General features: G+C 57.2%; 14 protein-coding genes. 3 read left to right on the top strand and 11 right to left on the bottom strand.

What is annotated here, in order from left to right; genetic code table 11:
• Positions 1-39: 39 nt before the first annotated feature.
• On the top strand, positions 40-414 hold the full coding sequence (locus K3556_RS10825) for a GFA family protein (RefSeq protein WP_260516798.1): 375 nt from the start codon (positions 40-42) through the stop codon (positions 412-414).
• A 3-nt stretch (positions 415-417) separates the two neighbouring features.
• Here K3556_RS10825 and K3556_RS10830 read toward each other — a convergent pair whose 3' ends face one another.
• The 11 genes from K3556_RS10830 to K3556_RS10880 form a co-directional block, all read right to left on the bottom strand.
• A complete protein-coding gene (locus K3556_RS10830) occupies positions 418-1,194 on the bottom strand; it encodes an enoyl-CoA hydratase-related protein (protein ID WP_260516799.1) in 777 nt (258 codons plus the stop codon).
• Positions 1,195-1,305: 111 nt separating this feature from the next.
• Positions 1,306-1,767: a cytochrome c-type biogenesis protein CcmH gene (locus tag K3556_RS10835; protein WP_260516800.1), complete on the bottom strand. Its 462-nt coding sequence runs from the start codon at positions 1,765-1,767 to the stop codon at positions 1,306-1,308.
• The gene (locus tag K3556_RS10840) at positions 1,764-3,734 is read right to left on the bottom strand and encodes a heme lyase CcmF/NrfE family subunit (RefSeq protein ID WP_260516801.1); all 1,971 of its coding nucleotides are present in this window, start codon (positions 3,732-3,734) and stop codon (positions 1,764-1,766) included. The genes K3556_RS10835 and K3556_RS10840 overlap by 4 nt, the downstream gene beginning before the upstream one ends.
• A 71-nt stretch (positions 3,735-3,805) precedes the next feature.
• Positions 3,806-4,207: a hypothetical protein gene (locus tag K3556_RS10845; protein ID WP_260516802.1), complete on the bottom strand. Its 402-nt coding sequence runs from the start codon at positions 4,205-4,207 to the stop codon at positions 3,806-3,808.
• Positions 4,208-4,358: 151 nt separating this feature from the next.
• Positions 4,359-4,553, bottom strand: coding sequence for a hypothetical protein (locus K3556_RS10850; RefSeq protein WP_260516803.1), 195 nt, complete (start codon positions 4,551-4,553; stop codon positions 4,359-4,361).
• Complete coding sequence (locus K3556_RS10855; protein ID WP_260516804.1) at positions 4,543-5,133, bottom strand: holin family protein; 591 nt, start codon at positions 5,131-5,133, stop codon at positions 4,543-4,545. Before K3556_RS10855 ends, K3556_RS10850 begins: the two co-directional genes overlap by 11 nt.
• Positions 5,124-5,735 (bottom strand): holin-associated N-acetylmuramidase, encoded by a 612-nt coding sequence (locus tag K3556_RS10860; RefSeq protein ID WP_260516805.1) that lies wholly within the window; start codon positions 5,733-5,735, stop codon positions 5,124-5,126. The genes K3556_RS10855 and K3556_RS10860 overlap by 10 nt, the downstream gene beginning before the upstream one ends.
• A 67-nt stretch (positions 5,736-5,802) precedes the next feature.
• The gene (gene ccmE / locus K3556_RS10865) at positions 5,803-6,246 is read right to left on the bottom strand and encodes a cytochrome c maturation protein CcmE (protein ID WP_260519235.1); all 444 of its coding nucleotides are present in this window, start codon (positions 6,244-6,246) and stop codon (positions 5,803-5,805) included.
• A 30-nt stretch (positions 6,247-6,276) separates the two neighbouring features.
• A complete protein-coding gene (gene argC / locus K3556_RS10870) occupies positions 6,277-7,305 on the bottom strand; it encodes an N-acetyl-gamma-glutamyl-phosphate reductase (RefSeq protein WP_260516806.1) in 1,029 nt (342 codons plus the stop codon).
• Positions 7,306-7,360: 55 nt separating this feature from the next.
• Positions 7,361-8,173: a glutamate racemase gene (gene murI, locus K3556_RS10875; RefSeq protein WP_260516807.1), complete on the bottom strand. Its 813-nt coding sequence runs from the start codon at positions 8,171-8,173 to the stop codon at positions 7,361-7,363.
• A 124-nt stretch (positions 8,174-8,297) separates the two neighbouring features.
• The gene (locus K3556_RS10880) at positions 8,298-11,714 is read right to left on the bottom strand and encodes an indolepyruvate ferredoxin oxidoreductase family protein (protein WP_260516808.1); all 3,417 of its coding nucleotides are present in this window, start codon (positions 11,712-11,714) and stop codon (positions 8,298-8,300) included.
• Positions 11,715-11,883: 169 nt separating this feature from the next.
• Between K3556_RS10880 and K3556_RS10885 the strand changes: the two genes are divergently transcribed.
• Together K3556_RS10885 and purL are read left to right on the top strand one after the other, a co-directional pair.
• Complete coding sequence (locus K3556_RS10885; RefSeq protein ID WP_260516809.1) at positions 11,884-12,777, top strand: LysR family transcriptional regulator; 894 nt, start codon at positions 11,884-11,886, stop codon at positions 12,775-12,777.
• A 442-nt stretch (positions 12,778-13,219) separates the two neighbouring features.
• Positions 13,220-15,379, top strand: coding sequence for a phosphoribosylformylglycinamidine synthase subunit PurL (purL, locus tag K3556_RS10890; protein ID WP_260516810.1), 2,160 nt, complete (start codon positions 13,220-13,222; stop codon positions 15,377-15,379).
• The last annotated feature ends 2 nt before the right edge of the window (positions 15,380-15,381 follow it).

The raw sequence follows: 15,381 nt of genomic DNA on the forward strand, positions 1-15,381 counted from the left end.
CAGGGGACGGGTTAGTCTGACCTACCAAGGGGGGTGAACATGTCTCACTATCTGTCTGGCCGGTGTCTGTGTGGCGCATGCCAATTCGACTATACAGGCGAAATAGGTTTCACACTTCAATGCTACTGCCGGGATTGCCAGCATGTCACAGGCGCGGGCCACGCCCCGCAAATGATGGTGCGACGCGACGCCCTGATGACCAAAGGCCCAACGAAAACATACCGCCAAAGGGCGGATTCCGGGTCGATGTTGGAATTCATATTCTGCCGGGATTGCGGATCGCCACTGTTGAAAGCGACGTCCCGCATGCCCGATGCAATCGCCGTTTACGCAGGTGCGCTTGACGATCCGGCGCTGTTTGTGCGCGGCAAAGATGTCTTTGAGGCCGGGCGACAGCCCTGGGATCTGACGTAACCCTTAACGACCCTCGTAATTCGGGCTGCGCTTCTCAAGAAACGCCAGAACGCCTTCTTTGAAGTCGCGTGAATTGCCACATTCGCCTTGCAGCTTCGCCTCAAGCGCCAGTTGTTCATCCAGCGTGTTGCTCATCGACGCGCGCAGGGCTTTCTTGATATTGCGATAGGACAGCGTCGGTCCCTTCGCCAGATGCGCGCCGCGTTTGCGCCAGACGGCCTCGAACTCATCATCCGCGACACATTCCCAGATAAGTCCCAAATCGGCAGCCTCACGCGCGGGGGTTTTTTCTGCGAACAGCGCCGCACCCATCGCTTTGGCAAACCCCATCTGGCGCGGCATCCAATAGGTGCCCCCCGCATCAGGGATCAGGCCGATGCGCGAAAAGGCCTGCATGAAAAACGCGCTTTCAGCCGCGATCACAACGTCCGCCGCCAGTGCGATGTTCGCCCCTGCCCCTGCCGCCGCGCCGTTTACAGCGGCAATGGTCGGAATGGGGCTGTTGTAGATGGCGTCCAGCAGCGGTTCGTATTCATCACGCAGGGTGCGTTCCAGATCAACATGGGCCGCGTTTGCCCGATCACCCAAATCTTGGCCCGAGCAGAAGGCGCGTCCAGCCCCGGTCATGACCAGCGCGCGCGCGGTTTGGCCAGCGTCTTTGACAGCATGAGTCATTTCTGCGCGCATCTGGGTGTTCAGCGCATTCATCACATCGGCGCGGTTCAGTGTCAGCACTGCCAGCCCATCGGTGACGTCGACCGTGATCGTTTCGTAGTTCATTGGGTCCTCCCGCAAGTTTCAGGCAGAATACCCGACCAGCTGGTCAGGTAAAGGTGAACGCTCCGTCACATTGGCAAAAACATGCATCGGCAACACCAGCGCTGTGTGGAATCAGTCTTTTAACAGCTCTTTCAGCCGGGCTTCTTCATCCGTTGACAATGCTGATGCGGTCTCGTTGGCTTGGGAACGCCGGCGCAAATACAGCCCGCCCGCGATCAGCGCGGCGATGAACAGCGCTGGGCCAGCCGCCCAGAGAACCACATTGGCCCCCGAGCTGTTGGGCTTCATCAGGACATACTCGCCATATCGCTCGACGATGAAATCCACGACCTCGCCATTGCTGTCGCCCTCCACAAGACGTTCGCGCACCAAAAGCCGCAAATCCCGCGCAATCGCGGCATTGCTTTCGTCGATATTCTCGCCCCGGCACACCACGCACCGCAGATCGGCCGAGATATTGCGGGCACGCTCTTCCAGCGCCGGGTCCGCCAGCACCTCGTCTGGATTGACAGCAAAGACAGGCGTCGCCGCAAGGGTCAAAGCCAGAACTGTCGGAAAGACAAACCGTCTCATTCAGCGGGCACCCCCTGCATGCGTGACTTTCCCGCCCCCGCCGCCACCCGGAACCGACGGTCCGTCAGGCTCATCAGACCGCCCAAGGCCATGATGATCGACCCAGCCCAGATCCAGTTGGCGAACGGCTTGATGAAGGTTCGCACCGCCCAACCGCCACCATCCTGCGGGTCACCAATAACCAAGTAGATATCGCGCCAAAATCCATTTGCGATGGCGGCCTCCGTGGTCGGCATCGACTGCACCGGATAAACGCGTTTTTCGGGATAAAGCGTCGTCACCGGTTGCCCGTTTTGTGAGACGAGCATTTCAGCCTTTGTTGTCACATAGTTTGGCCCTTGCTCGCGTCCGACATTCATCAACGTGATTTCATAATTTGAGACGGTGAAGCTTTTACCAATCTCTGCCACGCGGATGTCTTCGACACTCCACGCCATCAGGCCCGAGATGCCCATGACGGTGATCCCAAACCCGGAATGCGCTGCAAGCTTGCCCCAATCTGATCGAGGCAAACGTGTCAGTCGGGAAAGACGGTTTGAAACAGTCCCCCGCCCGGTTCGGCCAGCCAAGTCGACCAAAGCACCAGCAACCAGCCATGTGCCAAGAAACATGCCAATCGGGCCCAGCGCCGTTTTACCGGTCTGCATTGCCCAGACCAGCGCACCAACGGCCACGGCAAGGCCAAAGGCAGGCGCGAGCGGCTTGATCACGCGGCCCAGCTTGGCGCGCTTCCAAGGTAACATGGCCCCGACGGGAAGCACCAAGGCCAGCACCACCATGAAAGGTGTGAAGGCAGCCTCAAAAAACGGTGCGCCGACTGAAATTTTGCGGCCAAATATCTCGCCGATCAGCGGCCAGATTGTGCCCACGAATACAACAAGGGACGAGACAGCCAGCAGGATGTTATTCAACACCAGCGCGCTTTCTCGGCTTACGAAACCGAAGACACCCCGTGCCTCCATCGTGCCCGCGCGCGCGGCAAACAACGTCAAAGCGCCGCCGGTGAAAAACGCCAAAATCATCAGGATGAAGACGCCGCGTTCAGGGTCAGACGCAAAAGCGTGCACCGACGTGATGACGCCTGACCGCACAATAAACGTGCCGATCAGTGAAAACCCGAAGGCAAGGATCGCCAGCAGAATGGTCCAGCTTTTCAGGCTTTCGCGTTTCTCAACCACAATGGCGGAATGCAACAGTGCGGCGGCGAAAAGCCACGGCATGAATGATGCGTTCTCAACCGGGTCCCAGAACCAGAACCCACCCCAACCAAGTTCATAATACGCCCACCAGCTACCAAGGCCGATTCCAATGGTCAGGAAAATCCAGGCGGCAAGCGTCCATGGGCGCACCCAGCGGCCCCACGCGGCATCAATTCGACCCTCGATCAAAGCGGCGACGGCGAAAGAAAATGCCATCGAAAGGCCGACATAGCCGAGATACAGGAAGGGCGGGTGGAAGGCCAAGCCAGGGTCTTGCAAAAGCGGATTCAGATCGCGCCCGTCAAAGGGCGGCTGAGCGATCCGGACAAAAGGGTTCGAGGTGAACAAAACGAAGCCCAGAAACGCCACCGCGATCGAGCTTTGCACTGCAAGCACCCGCGCTTTCAGGCGTTGCGGCAGGTTGCCCCCAAACCACGCGGCCATTGCGCCAAACAGCGTTACGATCAACACCCACAGCAACATCGAGCCTTCGTGATTGCCCCACACGCCCGACACTTTGTAAAGCATCGGTTTGGCGGAATGCGAATTCAACGTGACCAGCTGGACCGAAAAGTCCGACGTCACAAAGGCGTATGTCAGCGCCAGAAAAGACGCAAACACCAGAAGGAATTGGATCGTGGCAGCAGGCACCGCCAGATCCATCCAGCCGTGCCAGCCTTTATGTGCCCCAATCAGTGGAACGATCATCTGCACGACCGCCACGCCCAGCGCTAAGATCAGCGCAAAATGTCCAAGCTCTGTAATCATGAACGCGACCTTAAAGGGAGTCGCGGGCGGGGCCTAGCCCTCTGCGGCGTCTGGTCACGGGTTTGTGGTCGCTAAATGGCCAGATAGATGATTGTGGACAGGATCGCAGCTGCCAAGACCGGCCATAGAAAGGTCAACCCATGGCATCCAAATGATCGGTGTATGACGCTGAAGTGCAAAAGCGCTCCGGCAAGATAAAGGGCAAGTGGTACAAAATGTGCGGTACTTTGTGTCATCACGACGGGTTCGCCTGCCAACGCAAAGATCCACCACCACCCCAGAACAAGGCTTGCCCCGGACCAGCTATAGGCCATGCCCAAAGCCAGCGGCGTCGCGCGCTGCACATATAGCCACAGAAACGTGAGCGAAATCATCAGCCCCATCAGGGTGATTGCGCCATATCCAATCTGATACATCGCGTCATAGCCCGCGACCAGGTAACCAAGTTGCAGCAGCACGGCAAGAAACATCATAAGACCGAATGCTTGTTTCATTTTTGCAAGACCTCTCGCACAACCGCATCTAATTCGGCCGCTGCATGTTCGTTATGTTCAAGTGACTTTTGAAAGCGCGTGCCAACCATAATGGCCCAAACCCAGTGTCTGAGGCGCAAAATCATGCGGGTCATAGCGCCCGCCCTCCGCCAGCAGGCAGGCGTTCGCGGATGATGGTCGTAATCTCGATCAGTATGGAGGAATTCTTGTCCAAAACAGCCCGGGTGGCCTGATCCTTTTGCAAGTCTCGGTACAGCAGATAGAACACCAACAGTACCCACGGCCCGTGTTCTGCCACGAGGTTCAGAAGCATCTCAGTGGCCACGCCGCGCCTCCTGCCAATCGGCCAGTGCGGCGTTGTCCGAGACATCGACCCCTGCCCGCACCCGATGCGGTCTGACGGGCGAAGTGTCCGCAGAAACAGCGGGCCGGAAAACGGATGGCGATTTCGGGCGATCAGACTGCGCCCGTCTCAACTCGTTTTCACGCGACAAGGTCACGGCAATCGCGCGCTGAAACTCCTGCCCTTTGATCTGATGCCGGGCACCGAAATAGAAGCTCACGACCACGCCCATAAGCCACCACAGCGGTTCAGGCACCAAGGCGACACTATGCATGCGTGCCGCAAACCAGTCAGGGCTGATCATCGCCGCAGCGAACAAGCCCAGCGTCGACAGCGCAAGGGCTGGGCGGGGAAGCCTGTTTAGCCCATCCATAAATCGGTTGAATCGCCCGGTATGTGCTGCCGCGAACTCGGCGCGATAGGCGGCAAGTGCTGTCATCTGCACTTCGCTGTCGCGGGCTGATGCGGCCTCGGTGTTCTCACGAAATACTTCTGCGGTCTGGCGAACGACATTGCCGCCCGGGCCAAACAACACATTGAAAATGTTACCAATCAGCCCCATGCTGCGGTCCTTTCGTGATGATCTTGATCAGAGAAATGGTATTTTGCGGACAAGAAGGCTTCGGCGCGTGCAATCCACCCGCCCTTCCCGCCGTCACGGCGTTTGGCATATTTGCGTGATTTCGGACGGCGATCAGCCAGTCGGTAATAATAGTTGCGCCGCTCGATCCCGTAGGCATCAACCAGATGCTCCGGCGCTGCCTTCATCGCAGCGCGCGCGACACCAAGCGTTTGCGGCCCCAGCTTGCCATCAATGGCCAGTTCATAGCCCATCTTGGCGAACAGTTGCTGCAACACGCGCACCGCATTGCTGCCGGCATTGACATACATATCGAAGACGGAAGCCTGCAAGGGATGCGGCAGTTCAGCCAGCCGAGGCTTTTGAAAATAGTGCTTCAGGAAGATGTCACGGGCCTGATCGCGGGTCAGCGCATTGACGTCCGATGACGTCACTTGCCCGTCACGATCCAGATCCAGCCCAAGGCGGCGCATCGTGTGGATGGTTACGCCGTATTTCGTCGCCCCGCCCGGATCGTCCGGGTCGTTCACAAAGCCGCCCTCGCGGGCGACAATCTCGGTCGCTATTTCTTCAACGCTTTTCATGTGCGCCTTTACCCCGCATGTCAAACATGGGGGTAAGGCTGGTTAAGAAGCGTTAAGAAACCTCAAATCAGGAGGTCGGCTCGACGTAGACGCCAGTTTCCTTGAGGCTGTCGATTACTTCTTTCGGCATATAATCCTCGTCGTGTTTGGCAAGGATTTCCGTGGCTTGGAATGTGCCATCTACGTAGGTTCCGGTGCCAATCATGCCTTGGTTTTCAGCAAAAAGATCAGGCAACACGCCGGTATAGCTGACCGGCACGACTGCTGCCCCGTCAGTGACGGAAAAGGTCACCGTCTCGCTTTGACCACGCACCAACGTGCCATCTGACACCAGTCCACCCATTCGGAACACCTCGTCCGAACGGGGCGGTTCAGCCAGCACCTCGGTCGGGGACCGGTAATAGTTGATCCCGTCCTTCAGCGCATATCCGATCAACCCGGTCGAGATCGCAAGCGCGACAAATGCCAGAATGATGATCTGGATGCGCCGCGTTTTCTTCAGACTTTTCAAACCAGCCATTATCGACTCCTTTTCGAAAGCTTATGGAAAGACCGGGGGCATCATCAGCCCCGCCGTCTCATCCTCACCCAGCATGAGGTTCGCGTTCTGCATCGCCTGACCGGACGACCCTTTACACAGGTTATCCAGTGCCGATACCACCAATGCACGCCCCGGCACACGGTCGCCCACGACACCCAAGTGGCATAGGTTCGACCCCATGACATGCCCCATACCGGGCAGTTGGCCTTTGGGTAGCACAGTCACGAATGGTTCGTCTTGATATTGCTCAACCAAGGCTGCGTGAATCTTGTCCGCATCCCCGTCAACATAGCAATCCGCCAGAATGCCGCGGTTCACCGGCACAAGGTGCGGCGTGAACATGATCCTGACATCGCGACCCGCGAGTTTCGAAAACTCCTGATCAAACTCGCCCAGATGGCGGTGCTTGCCGCCTTGGGCGTAGCCTTGCACGTCGGTTGAACGCTCGGCGAACAACATGTTTTCCTTCAGCGACCGGCCGGCCCCTGAAATACCGTTCTTCAGGTCACAGATGATCCGATCAAGATCGATCAACCCTGCAGAAATCAACGGGCGCAGTGCAAATTGCACGGTCGCGGCATTGCAACCGGTGCCCGCTACCAACCGCGCATTCCGAATGTCATCGCGATAGAACTCGGTCAGGCCATACACCGCTTCTTTCTGCAATTCGGTCGCGACATGCGGCGCGCCATACCATTTCTCATACGCCGCCGGATCGCGCAGCCGGAAGTCCGCACCCAGATCGACAACTTTTACCGTCTCAGGCAAATCGCGGACCAAAGCCTGGCTCAACCCATGTGGCAAGGCTGCAAAGGCCAGATCGACCTGTGCGAAATCAATCTCGTCCACTGTGACCAGCTTTGGCAGATCAAGATGACGCAGTTGCGGATAGACATCTGCCATTTGCATCCCGGCCTTACGGTCAGCGGACAGAGCGACAATTTCCATCGTCGGATGGGTGGCGATCAACCGGACAAGTTCGGCGCCGGTATAACCGGATGCACCAAGGATGGCTATTTTGTGGGTCATCATGACCTCCTGCGAGTTCGAAGAAAGATGTAGTGCTTTTGTGCGCGGCCTTCAATCAGGCCGCTTCGAACGTGATCTTTCGTCGCAGAAACTGCGTCGCGCGGTTTGAAACCCGAGCCGGATCACCGGTGGTCAGGAATTTCGATCCTGAAGCACTTCCACGCATGTCGGGGTGCCGGCTCAGGTAATCCGCAAGACTTTCGGCCACCAGATTGGCTTGGCTGTACACCTGCACACCATCGCCCAAGGCGCTCTGGAAGATTTCTTCCATCAGCGGGTAATGCGTGCAGCCCAAAATGGCGGCTTCAGGCTTCGGCATTTTTCGTTTCAGAGCATCCACATGGCTGCGCACCAATGCTTCGGCCAGGATCATGTCGCCCTCTTCGATGGCGTCAACGACACCACCACAGGCCTGCGCCTCGACGTCGACACCAATGGCCCGGAACGCCAGTTCGCGCTGAAACGCGCGGCTGGACACCGTGGCTGGCGTTGCAAACAGCGCCACATGTTTCACAGCCACCTCGCGTGGCGGCGAGTTGTCGCCCCAGTCCCGCTCGGTCATCGCTTCGATAAGGGGGACAAAGACGCCCAACACACGCTTGTCGCCAGGGATCCAGCTTTCCTGCATCCGGCGCAGCGCGGCGGCAGATGCGGTGTTGCAAGCAAGAATGACCAGATCGCAACCCTGATCCCAAAGCGCTTGCACCGCCTGTGTGGTCAGGTTGTAGATGTCATCTGCATCCCGCACGCCATATGGCGCGTGCGCGCTGTCGGCATAGTAGATGAAATCCACATCCGGCAGGCGTTTCGCTACGGCATCAAGCACCGTCAAACCACCTAGTCCTGAATCGAAAATGCCCACTGCCATCGTCTATGGTCCCGTTCGTTTTGCAATTGTGCAAGCCATAGGTCCGTTCGCCGTGAAAATCCATCGCCGATTGCGCGCTGCGACGATTATCCGCCTAGGTGCGGCGTCGCAGCGCTATCAGGTTTTATTCTGCCGCATGGGCCATTGGGGCCATTCCATCGAATTGCGCCAGCAGTTCAGCACGGCGGGCTGCAGCTTTTTTGACGTTCGCCTCCTTCACGGGGCCAAAGCCACGGATCGTCAACGGCAGCGCGGCAAGCTCTCCCGCTATTGCCAGATTGTCGTCGGTCAATCCTGCCGCAATGGCTTTCATGTCCGCCTGATACTCGGCAATCAGCGCGCGTTCCGTGCGGCGTTCATCTGCCCGCCCAAACGGGTCAAACGGTGTGCCCCGCAACACTTTCATCTTGGCCAACCAAGGGGCTACCGTCTCAAACCACGCCCCAAAGGCGCGTTTCTTAGGCCGCCCATTGGCGTCCTCGCCGCTCAGCATCGGCGGTGACAGATGATAGGTCAGCTTAAGATCGCCATCAAACTCAGCCTCGGCCTTGCTGCGGGTTTCACACAACATGCGCGCAACCTCATATTCATCCTTATAGGCCAACAGTTTGTGATAACTGCGCGCCACCGGTTCCTTCAGGTCTTCGGGCATTTGATCAACAAAAGTACGATAACGTTTTGCCAGCCGCGCACTCTGATAGGTCTTCAGATGATCTGCACGAAAGTCGATAACCTCGGCCAGCGTCTTTGGTTTTTCGACCACTTCGCCGCCGATCATTTTTTTCGCCTCGTCCGGGTGCAAAACCGCCCAGCGTCCAAGTTCGAACGCCCGTTTGTTACGCTCAACCGCCTGCCCGTTCAGCTCAATAGCATACATCAACGCGTCATGGGTCAGCGGAACGATACCCGCCTGCCAGCTCGCGCCAAGAACCATCATGTTCGAAAAGATGTTATCGCCCATCAGCGCCTGTGCCAGTTCTGTCGCATCAAACATCGACACGCGGTCGCGCAGCCGTGCTTCAAGCGACAATTCCAGCCGGTCGCCGGGGATGGCGAAATCGGTGTTGCGCGTGAACTCACCTGTTACGGTCTCGTGGCTATCAACAACTGCACCTGTGCGCCCGGTTTTGGTCAGACCCAATGTCGTGGACGCTGCCGAAACGACCAGATCACACCCGATCAGCGCGTCGCATTCGCCCGTCGCCACGCGGATTGCCGAGATATCGTCGGGCTGCTCCGCAAGCCGAAGGTGCACGGTTACGGCGCCGCCTTTCTGGGCCAGACCGGCCATCTCCATCATGCCGACGCCTTTGCCGTCGATATGCGCCGCTTGCGCCATGATCGCACCAATGGTCACAACGCCCGTGCCCCCGACACCAGTGATCACGGTGTTGAACGTCCCATCGATGGCGGGAAGTGCTGGCGCTGGCAGATCAGGAATATCCACCTCGGCGGTGGCCGATTTCTTCAGCTTCGCGCCCTCAACGGTGACGAAGCTGGGGCAGAACCCGTTTACGCAGCTGAAATCCTTGTTACAGCTGGATTGGTCAATGGCACGTTTGCGGCCCAGCTCGGTTTCCACTGGAACGATGGACACGCAGTTCGATTGAACCCCGCAATCGCCACACCCTTCGCAAATGTCGGTGTTGATGAAAACGCGCTTGTCCGGGTCAGGGAACTGCCCGCGCTTGCGGCGGCGGCGTTTCTCGGCCGCGCAGGTCTGGATGTAAAGGATAACCGATACACCTTTGATCTCGCGACATTTCCTTTCGACAGACAGCAGCTCGTCCCGGGTGTGATGCGACAAACCTTTTGGGAAAGCTGACAGATCCACATCCTCTTTGTCATCATAGACAAGGAAGATATCTTTTACGCCCATCGCCTGGACTTCGCGCGCAATGCGTTCGGCGTCCAAGCCGCCTTCGTTGGTCTGCCCGCCCGTCATCGCGACCGCATCGTTGTATAGGATCTTGTAGGTGATATTGGCGTCCGACGCCAAAGCCGCCCGGATCGCCAAATTGCCCGAGTGGTTATAGGTTCCGTCGCCAAGGTTCTGGAACACATGCTTGGTGGTCGAGAACGGAGCCTCTCCAATCCAGTTCGCGCCTTCACCCCCCATTTGGGTGAAGCCGACAGTATCGCGATCCATCCACTGGACCATATAATGGCAGCCAATCCCGGCATAGGCGCGCGACCCGTCCGGCAGTTTGGTCGAGGTATTGTGCGGACAGCCCGAACAGAAGAACGGCAGCCGCGCGGCGATATCCGGTGCGTTGTCAGCGTTCTTTGCTTCGGCCAGCTGGGTCAACCCTGCTTTGACCGACTCCGTTCCGCGCCCTTCTTCGATCAGGATTTCACCGATCTTTTCGGCAATCATGATCGGGTCCAGAGCATAGCGGGTCGGGAACAATTCCAACCGACGGCCGTTTTCCCATGTGTCGCCTTTGTGCCAACCATAGACGCGCCGTGCATCGCGGTCGTCAAAGATCGCTTCTTTGATCTGCACTTCCATCAGCTTGCGTTTTTCTTCCACTACGACGATCAGGTCGAGCCCTTCGGCCCATTCGTGGAAACTGTCCATATCCAACGGGAAGGTCTGCCCCACTTTGTATGTGGTAATGCCAAGCCGTTCGGCCTCGGCCTCGTCAATGCCCAGCAGGCCAAGCGCATGAACCAGATCCAGCCAGTTCTTACCCGCAGCCACAAACCCGATCTTCGCGCCTGCTTTGCCCCATTTGCGTTGGTCAATCCGGTTGGCGCGGGCATAGGCTTCGGCCGCGAAACGCTTATAGTCGATCATCCGCGCCTCTTGCGGCACTGGTTTGTCGCCCAAACGGATGTTCAGCCCGCCTTCGGGCATGACGAATTCCGGTGTAACCAGTTCCATGCGGTCGGGACGTCCATCGACAACCGATGTGGCCTCGACCGTGTCTTTCATCACTTTCAGGCCAGCCCAGACCCCGGCAAACCGGCTCAGACCATAGCCATAAACGCCGTAGTCCAGAATTTCCTGAACACCAGCCGGGCTGAGAACCGGGATGTAAGCGTCCACCATTGCCCAGTCAGACTGGTGCAGCACGGTCGAGCTTTCGCCAGTATGATCATCCCCCATCGCCATCAACACACCACCATGCGGGCTGGTGCCGGCCATATTGGCATGGCGCATCACGTCGCCGGTCCGGTCCACGCCCGGTCCCTTGCCATACCACAGACCAAAGACGCCATCATGGCTGCCTTCGCCGCGCAGCTCTGCTTGCTGGCTTCCCCACAAAGCCGTTGCGGCCAGATCTTCGTTCAGTCCGGGATGAAACTTGATGTCATTGGGCTCTAGCACCTTTTTGGATCGGCCCATCCACAGGTCAACAGCGCCCAAGGGCGACCCGCGATAGCCAGTCACATATCCCGCCGTGTTCAGGCCGGCTGCCCGGTCGCGTTCTTTCTGGATGAGCATCAGGCGCACAAGAGCTTGCGTGCCATTCAAAAGAACCTGTTCTTTGCTCAGGTCAAATCGGTCGTTCAGAGTGATGTCTGGCTTGCCCATGACGCACCTCCCATTACGTTACAGAGATAACTGGATTGGGATTGATTATAGGTCAAAACTTATGACCTATCAAATGATTTCGCATTCCAATCCGTGCTGGAAATCAACGTGTTTTTGATGATAACACTGTGCAAAGTTTTCAGCGCTAACAGATATCGGTTATTTCGCCATGGATTGGGACAAGCTCAGAATATTTCACGCTGTGGCAGATGCGGGGTCTTTGACCCATGCGGGCGATGCACTGCATTTGTCTCAATCAGCAGTGTCACGCCAGATCCGGGCGCTCGAAGAAAGTCTGAATGCCACGCTTTTCCACCGCCACGCTCGCGGACTGATTCTAACCGAGCAAGGCGAGCTTCTTTTTGATGCCTCACGGGCGATAAATCAGCGGATCGAAGCTGCCGTCGCCCGCATCCGCGACAGTAAGGAAGAAGTGTTTGGCGAATTGCGCGTCACCACGACAACCGCCTTTGGATCGCTTTGGCTGGCGCCGCGCTTGTCGAAACTTTACGCGAAATATCCAGATCTCAAAATCGACTTGATGATGGACGAACACGTACTGGACCTTCCCATGCGCGAAGCCGACGTCGCAATCCGCATGAAGGAACCCAGCCAGGCCGATCTTATTCGAAAACGGCTGATGGATGTACGAATGCGCTTATATGCAACACCCGCCTACCTGAAAGAAAACGGCACACCAGAGACGCTTGATGATCTGTCCGTACATCGGTTGATTTGTCAGAATACATCCTCTGCCCAAGTCAGGGCCGGCGCGGATTTGGCGCGCGAGTTGATGACATATGACGTGAAATCTCTTTTGACCGTGAATAACTATTTTGGCGTGTTGCAAGCCGTCCTGAATAATCTCGGGATAGGCATGCTGCCTGACTACGTCACCCACGACATTCCGCAAATCCAGCGCGTATTGCCCAACATCGAAAGCAAAGAGATACCGGTTTTCCTTGCCTACCCCGAAGAATTGCGGGCATCTAAGCGCATCGAAGCGTTCCGTGATTTTGTCATTGAAGAGCTGATAGAGCATCGCAAGGCCCGTCAGGACTGAGGTTTTTCAGATCTTGATAAAAATACAGCACCGGAAATGATGTTTTTTTGCAACAATCAAAATACGGCGACAGATTCGAATGTATACCATCGTCCACCGAAAGTGGTGCTTAACCTGTTCTAAAATCAGGGATTATCTGACATCCACTCTACCTATTAGAGATTGCGTCCCGTTTTTTCGGCGCAGATATGCATTCCGCACATAGCTGCAATGCAGCATTTTCCCTTGATCCGGCGCGCCCAGAACCCTAACTCTTGTTCAAAGCCAATAGTTGAGCTTCGCTCTAGTTGGCTTTTACCTCCCTGTTGGACTTGGCCGGGCTCTGCCCGGCCTCTTTTTTTCTCAAACGCCCCTTTGGGCCTTTGTGGCCTATGCCTTTGCTCTTTCCCATCCTGCAGGCATCGCCTAAAAGACGCCAACGAAAGCCTAAGGGGGAACGGGCATGACCGAGCCAAAGATCACCGAGGACCTGATTGCCGCACACGGGTTGAAATCCGACGAGTATGAGTTGCTCCTCGAAATCATTGGTCGCGAGCCGACATTTACCGAACTTGGTATCTTCTCGGCCATGTGGAACGAGCATTGTTCCTACAAATCCTCAAAGAAATGGCTGCGGACGCTTCCCACCGAAGGCCCTCAGGTCATTTGCGGACCCGGCGAAAACGCGGGCATCGTCGATATCGGTGATGGTCAGGCGGTTGTCTTCAAAATGGAAAGCCATAACCACCCCTCGTACATCGAGCCTTATCAGGGCGCGGCCACCGGCGTAGGCGGCATCCTACGCGATGTCTTCACGATGGGCGCGCGTCCAATAGCCGCGATGAACTCGCTGTCCTTCGGTGAGGTTGATCACCCCAAAACCAAACAGCTTGTGAATGGTGTTGTCGAAGGCATCGGCGGCTATGGCAACTGTTTTGGCGTGCCCAATGTCGGCGGCGAAGTGCGCTTTCATTCAGCTTATAACGGCAACTGCCTTGTGAATGCATTTGCCGCTGGGTTGGCCGACACAGACAAGATCTTCTATTCCGCTGCGTCCGGTGTCGGCATGCCCGTCGTTTATCTTGGTGCCAAGACAGGCCGCGATGGCGTTGGCGGGGCGACAATGGCGTCAGCAGAATTTGACGACACGATTGAAGACAAGCGCCCAACGGTGCAGGTCGGCGATCCGTTCACCGAAAAACGCCTGATGGAAGCCACGCTGGAGCTGATGCAGACAGGGGCCGTGATCTCGATCCAGGATATGGGTGCCGCTGGCCTGACCTGTTCAGCGGTCGAAATGGGCGACAAAGGTGGTTTGGGCGTCAAGCTGAACCTCGAAGACGTCCCACAGCGCGAAGACAACATGACGGCTTACGAAATGATGCTGTCAGAAAGCCAGGAGCGGATGCTCATGGTGCTGAAGCCGGAAAAAGAGGCCGAAGCCCGCGCCGTGTTCGAAAAGTGGGATCTTGACTTCGCTATCGTCGGGGAAACGCTGGCCGAAGATCGCTTTTTGATCATGCACAATGGCGAGGTGAAGGCTGATCTTCCCCTGTCCCCGTTGTCGGGACGCGCGCCAGAGTATGACCGTCCATGGGTCGAAACTCCGGCCGTAGACGCGTTGTCGGACGTGCCGGAAATAGACGCGATTGACGGCTTGAAGGCCCTGATCAGCTCGCCCAATTATGCGGCAAAACAATGGGTTTACGAACAATATGACCATATGGTCATGGCCGACACCGTGCGCGCGCCCGGATTGGGTGCAGGCATCGTGCGGGTGCACGGAACTGACAAGGCTATTGCCTTCACTTCAGATGTGACTCCGCGCTATGTGCATGCCAACCCGTTTGAAGGTGGCAAGCAAGCCGTTGCCGAAGCCTATCGCAACCTGACGGCCGTCGGTGCTAAGCCCCTTGCAACCACCGACAATCTGAACTTCGGCAACCCCGAAAAGCCCGAGATCATGGGGCAATTGGTGGGCGCTATCAAAGGGATTGGCGAAGCGGTCGCTGCTCTGGATGTGCCAATCGTTTCGGGCAACGTCTCGCTCTACAACGAAACCGATGGCACTGGCATTCTGCCGACACCAACCATCGGCGCTGTCGGACTGCTGAGCAACCTTGATGAGATGATCGACGGTGTTGCGCGCGACGGTCACGTGGCTCTGGTTGTTGGCGAAACCCGTGGTCATCTTGGCCAGTCTGCGCTGTTGGCCGAGGTTTTCAACCGCGAGGATGGAGACGCGCCACATGTAGATCTTGCAGCCGAAAAGAAACATGGCGAATTTATCCGCGCAAACCGCGCCTTGATCAAAGCCTGTTCTGACCTGTCAGACGGAGGCCTTGCCCTCGCTGCGTTTGAGATGGCCGAGGCCGGCGGCGTGGGTGTCACACTCGACACTGCTGACACAGCGACGCTGTTTGGCGAAGATCAGGGTCGGTATCTGGTGGCCTGTAATTTTGATCAGGCCGAGGCACTGATGATTGAAGCCGGCAATCTGGGCATCCCTGTCGCGTCGGTCGGTCGTTTTGCGGGCGACACGGTTAAGATGGGTGGTTCAGAAGCCCCGCTTGCCGAATTGTCTCAGATCTTCCGCACGGGATTTGATCAGGCGCACCGTTAATC

The organism is Aliiroseovarius sp. M344, from assembly GCF_025140835.1.
GTDB lineage: Bacteria > Pseudomonadota > Alphaproteobacteria > Rhodobacterales > Rhodobacteraceae > Aliiroseovarius.

Bases quoted from the DNA above. Each gene is read 5' to 3' on its own strand.
- K3556_RS10825 (WP_260516798.1), top strand. From the start codon at position 40: ATGTCTCACTATCTGTCTGGCCGGTGTCTGTGTGGCGCATGCCAATTC.
- K3556_RS10830 (WP_260516799.1), bottom strand. From the start codon at position 1,194: ATGAACTACGAAACGATCACGGTCGACGTCACCGATGGGCTGGCAGTG.
- purL (WP_260516810.1), top strand. From the start codon at position 13,220: ATGACCGAGCCAAAGATCACCGAGGACCTGATTGCCGCACACGGGTTG.
- K3556_RS10860 (WP_260516805.1), bottom strand. From the start codon at position 5,735: ATGAAAAGCGTTGAAGAAATAGCGACCGAGATTGTCGCCCGCGAGGGC.
- K3556_RS10835 (WP_260516800.1), bottom strand. From the start codon at position 1,767: ATGAGACGGTTTGTCTTTCCGACAGTTCTGGCTTTGACCCTTGCGGCG.
- K3556_RS10885 (WP_260516809.1), top strand. From the start codon at position 11,884: ATGGATTGGGACAAGCTCAGAATATTTCACGCTGTGGCAGATGCGGGG.
- argC (WP_260516806.1), bottom strand. From the start codon at position 7,305: ATGACCCACAAAATAGCCATCCTTGGTGCATCCGGTTATACCGGCGCC.
- K3556_RS10855 (WP_260516804.1), bottom strand. From the start codon at position 5,133: ATGGGGCTGATTGGTAACATTTTCAATGTGTTGTTTGGCCCGGGCGGC.
- K3556_RS10880 (WP_260516808.1), bottom strand. From the start codon at position 11,714: ATGGGCAAGCCAGACATCACTCTGAACGACCGATTTGACCTGAGCAAA.
- K3556_RS10840 (WP_260516801.1), bottom strand. From the start codon at position 3,734: ATGATTACAGAGCTTGGACATTTTGCGCTGATCTTAGCGCTGGGCGTG.
- K3556_RS10845 (WP_260516802.1), bottom strand. From the start codon at position 4,207: ATGATGTTTCTTGCCGTGCTGCTGCAACTTGGTTACCTGGTCGCGGGC.
- murI (WP_260516807.1), bottom strand. From the start codon at position 8,173: ATGGCAGTGGGCATTTTCGATTCAGGACTAGGTGGTTTGACGGTGCTT.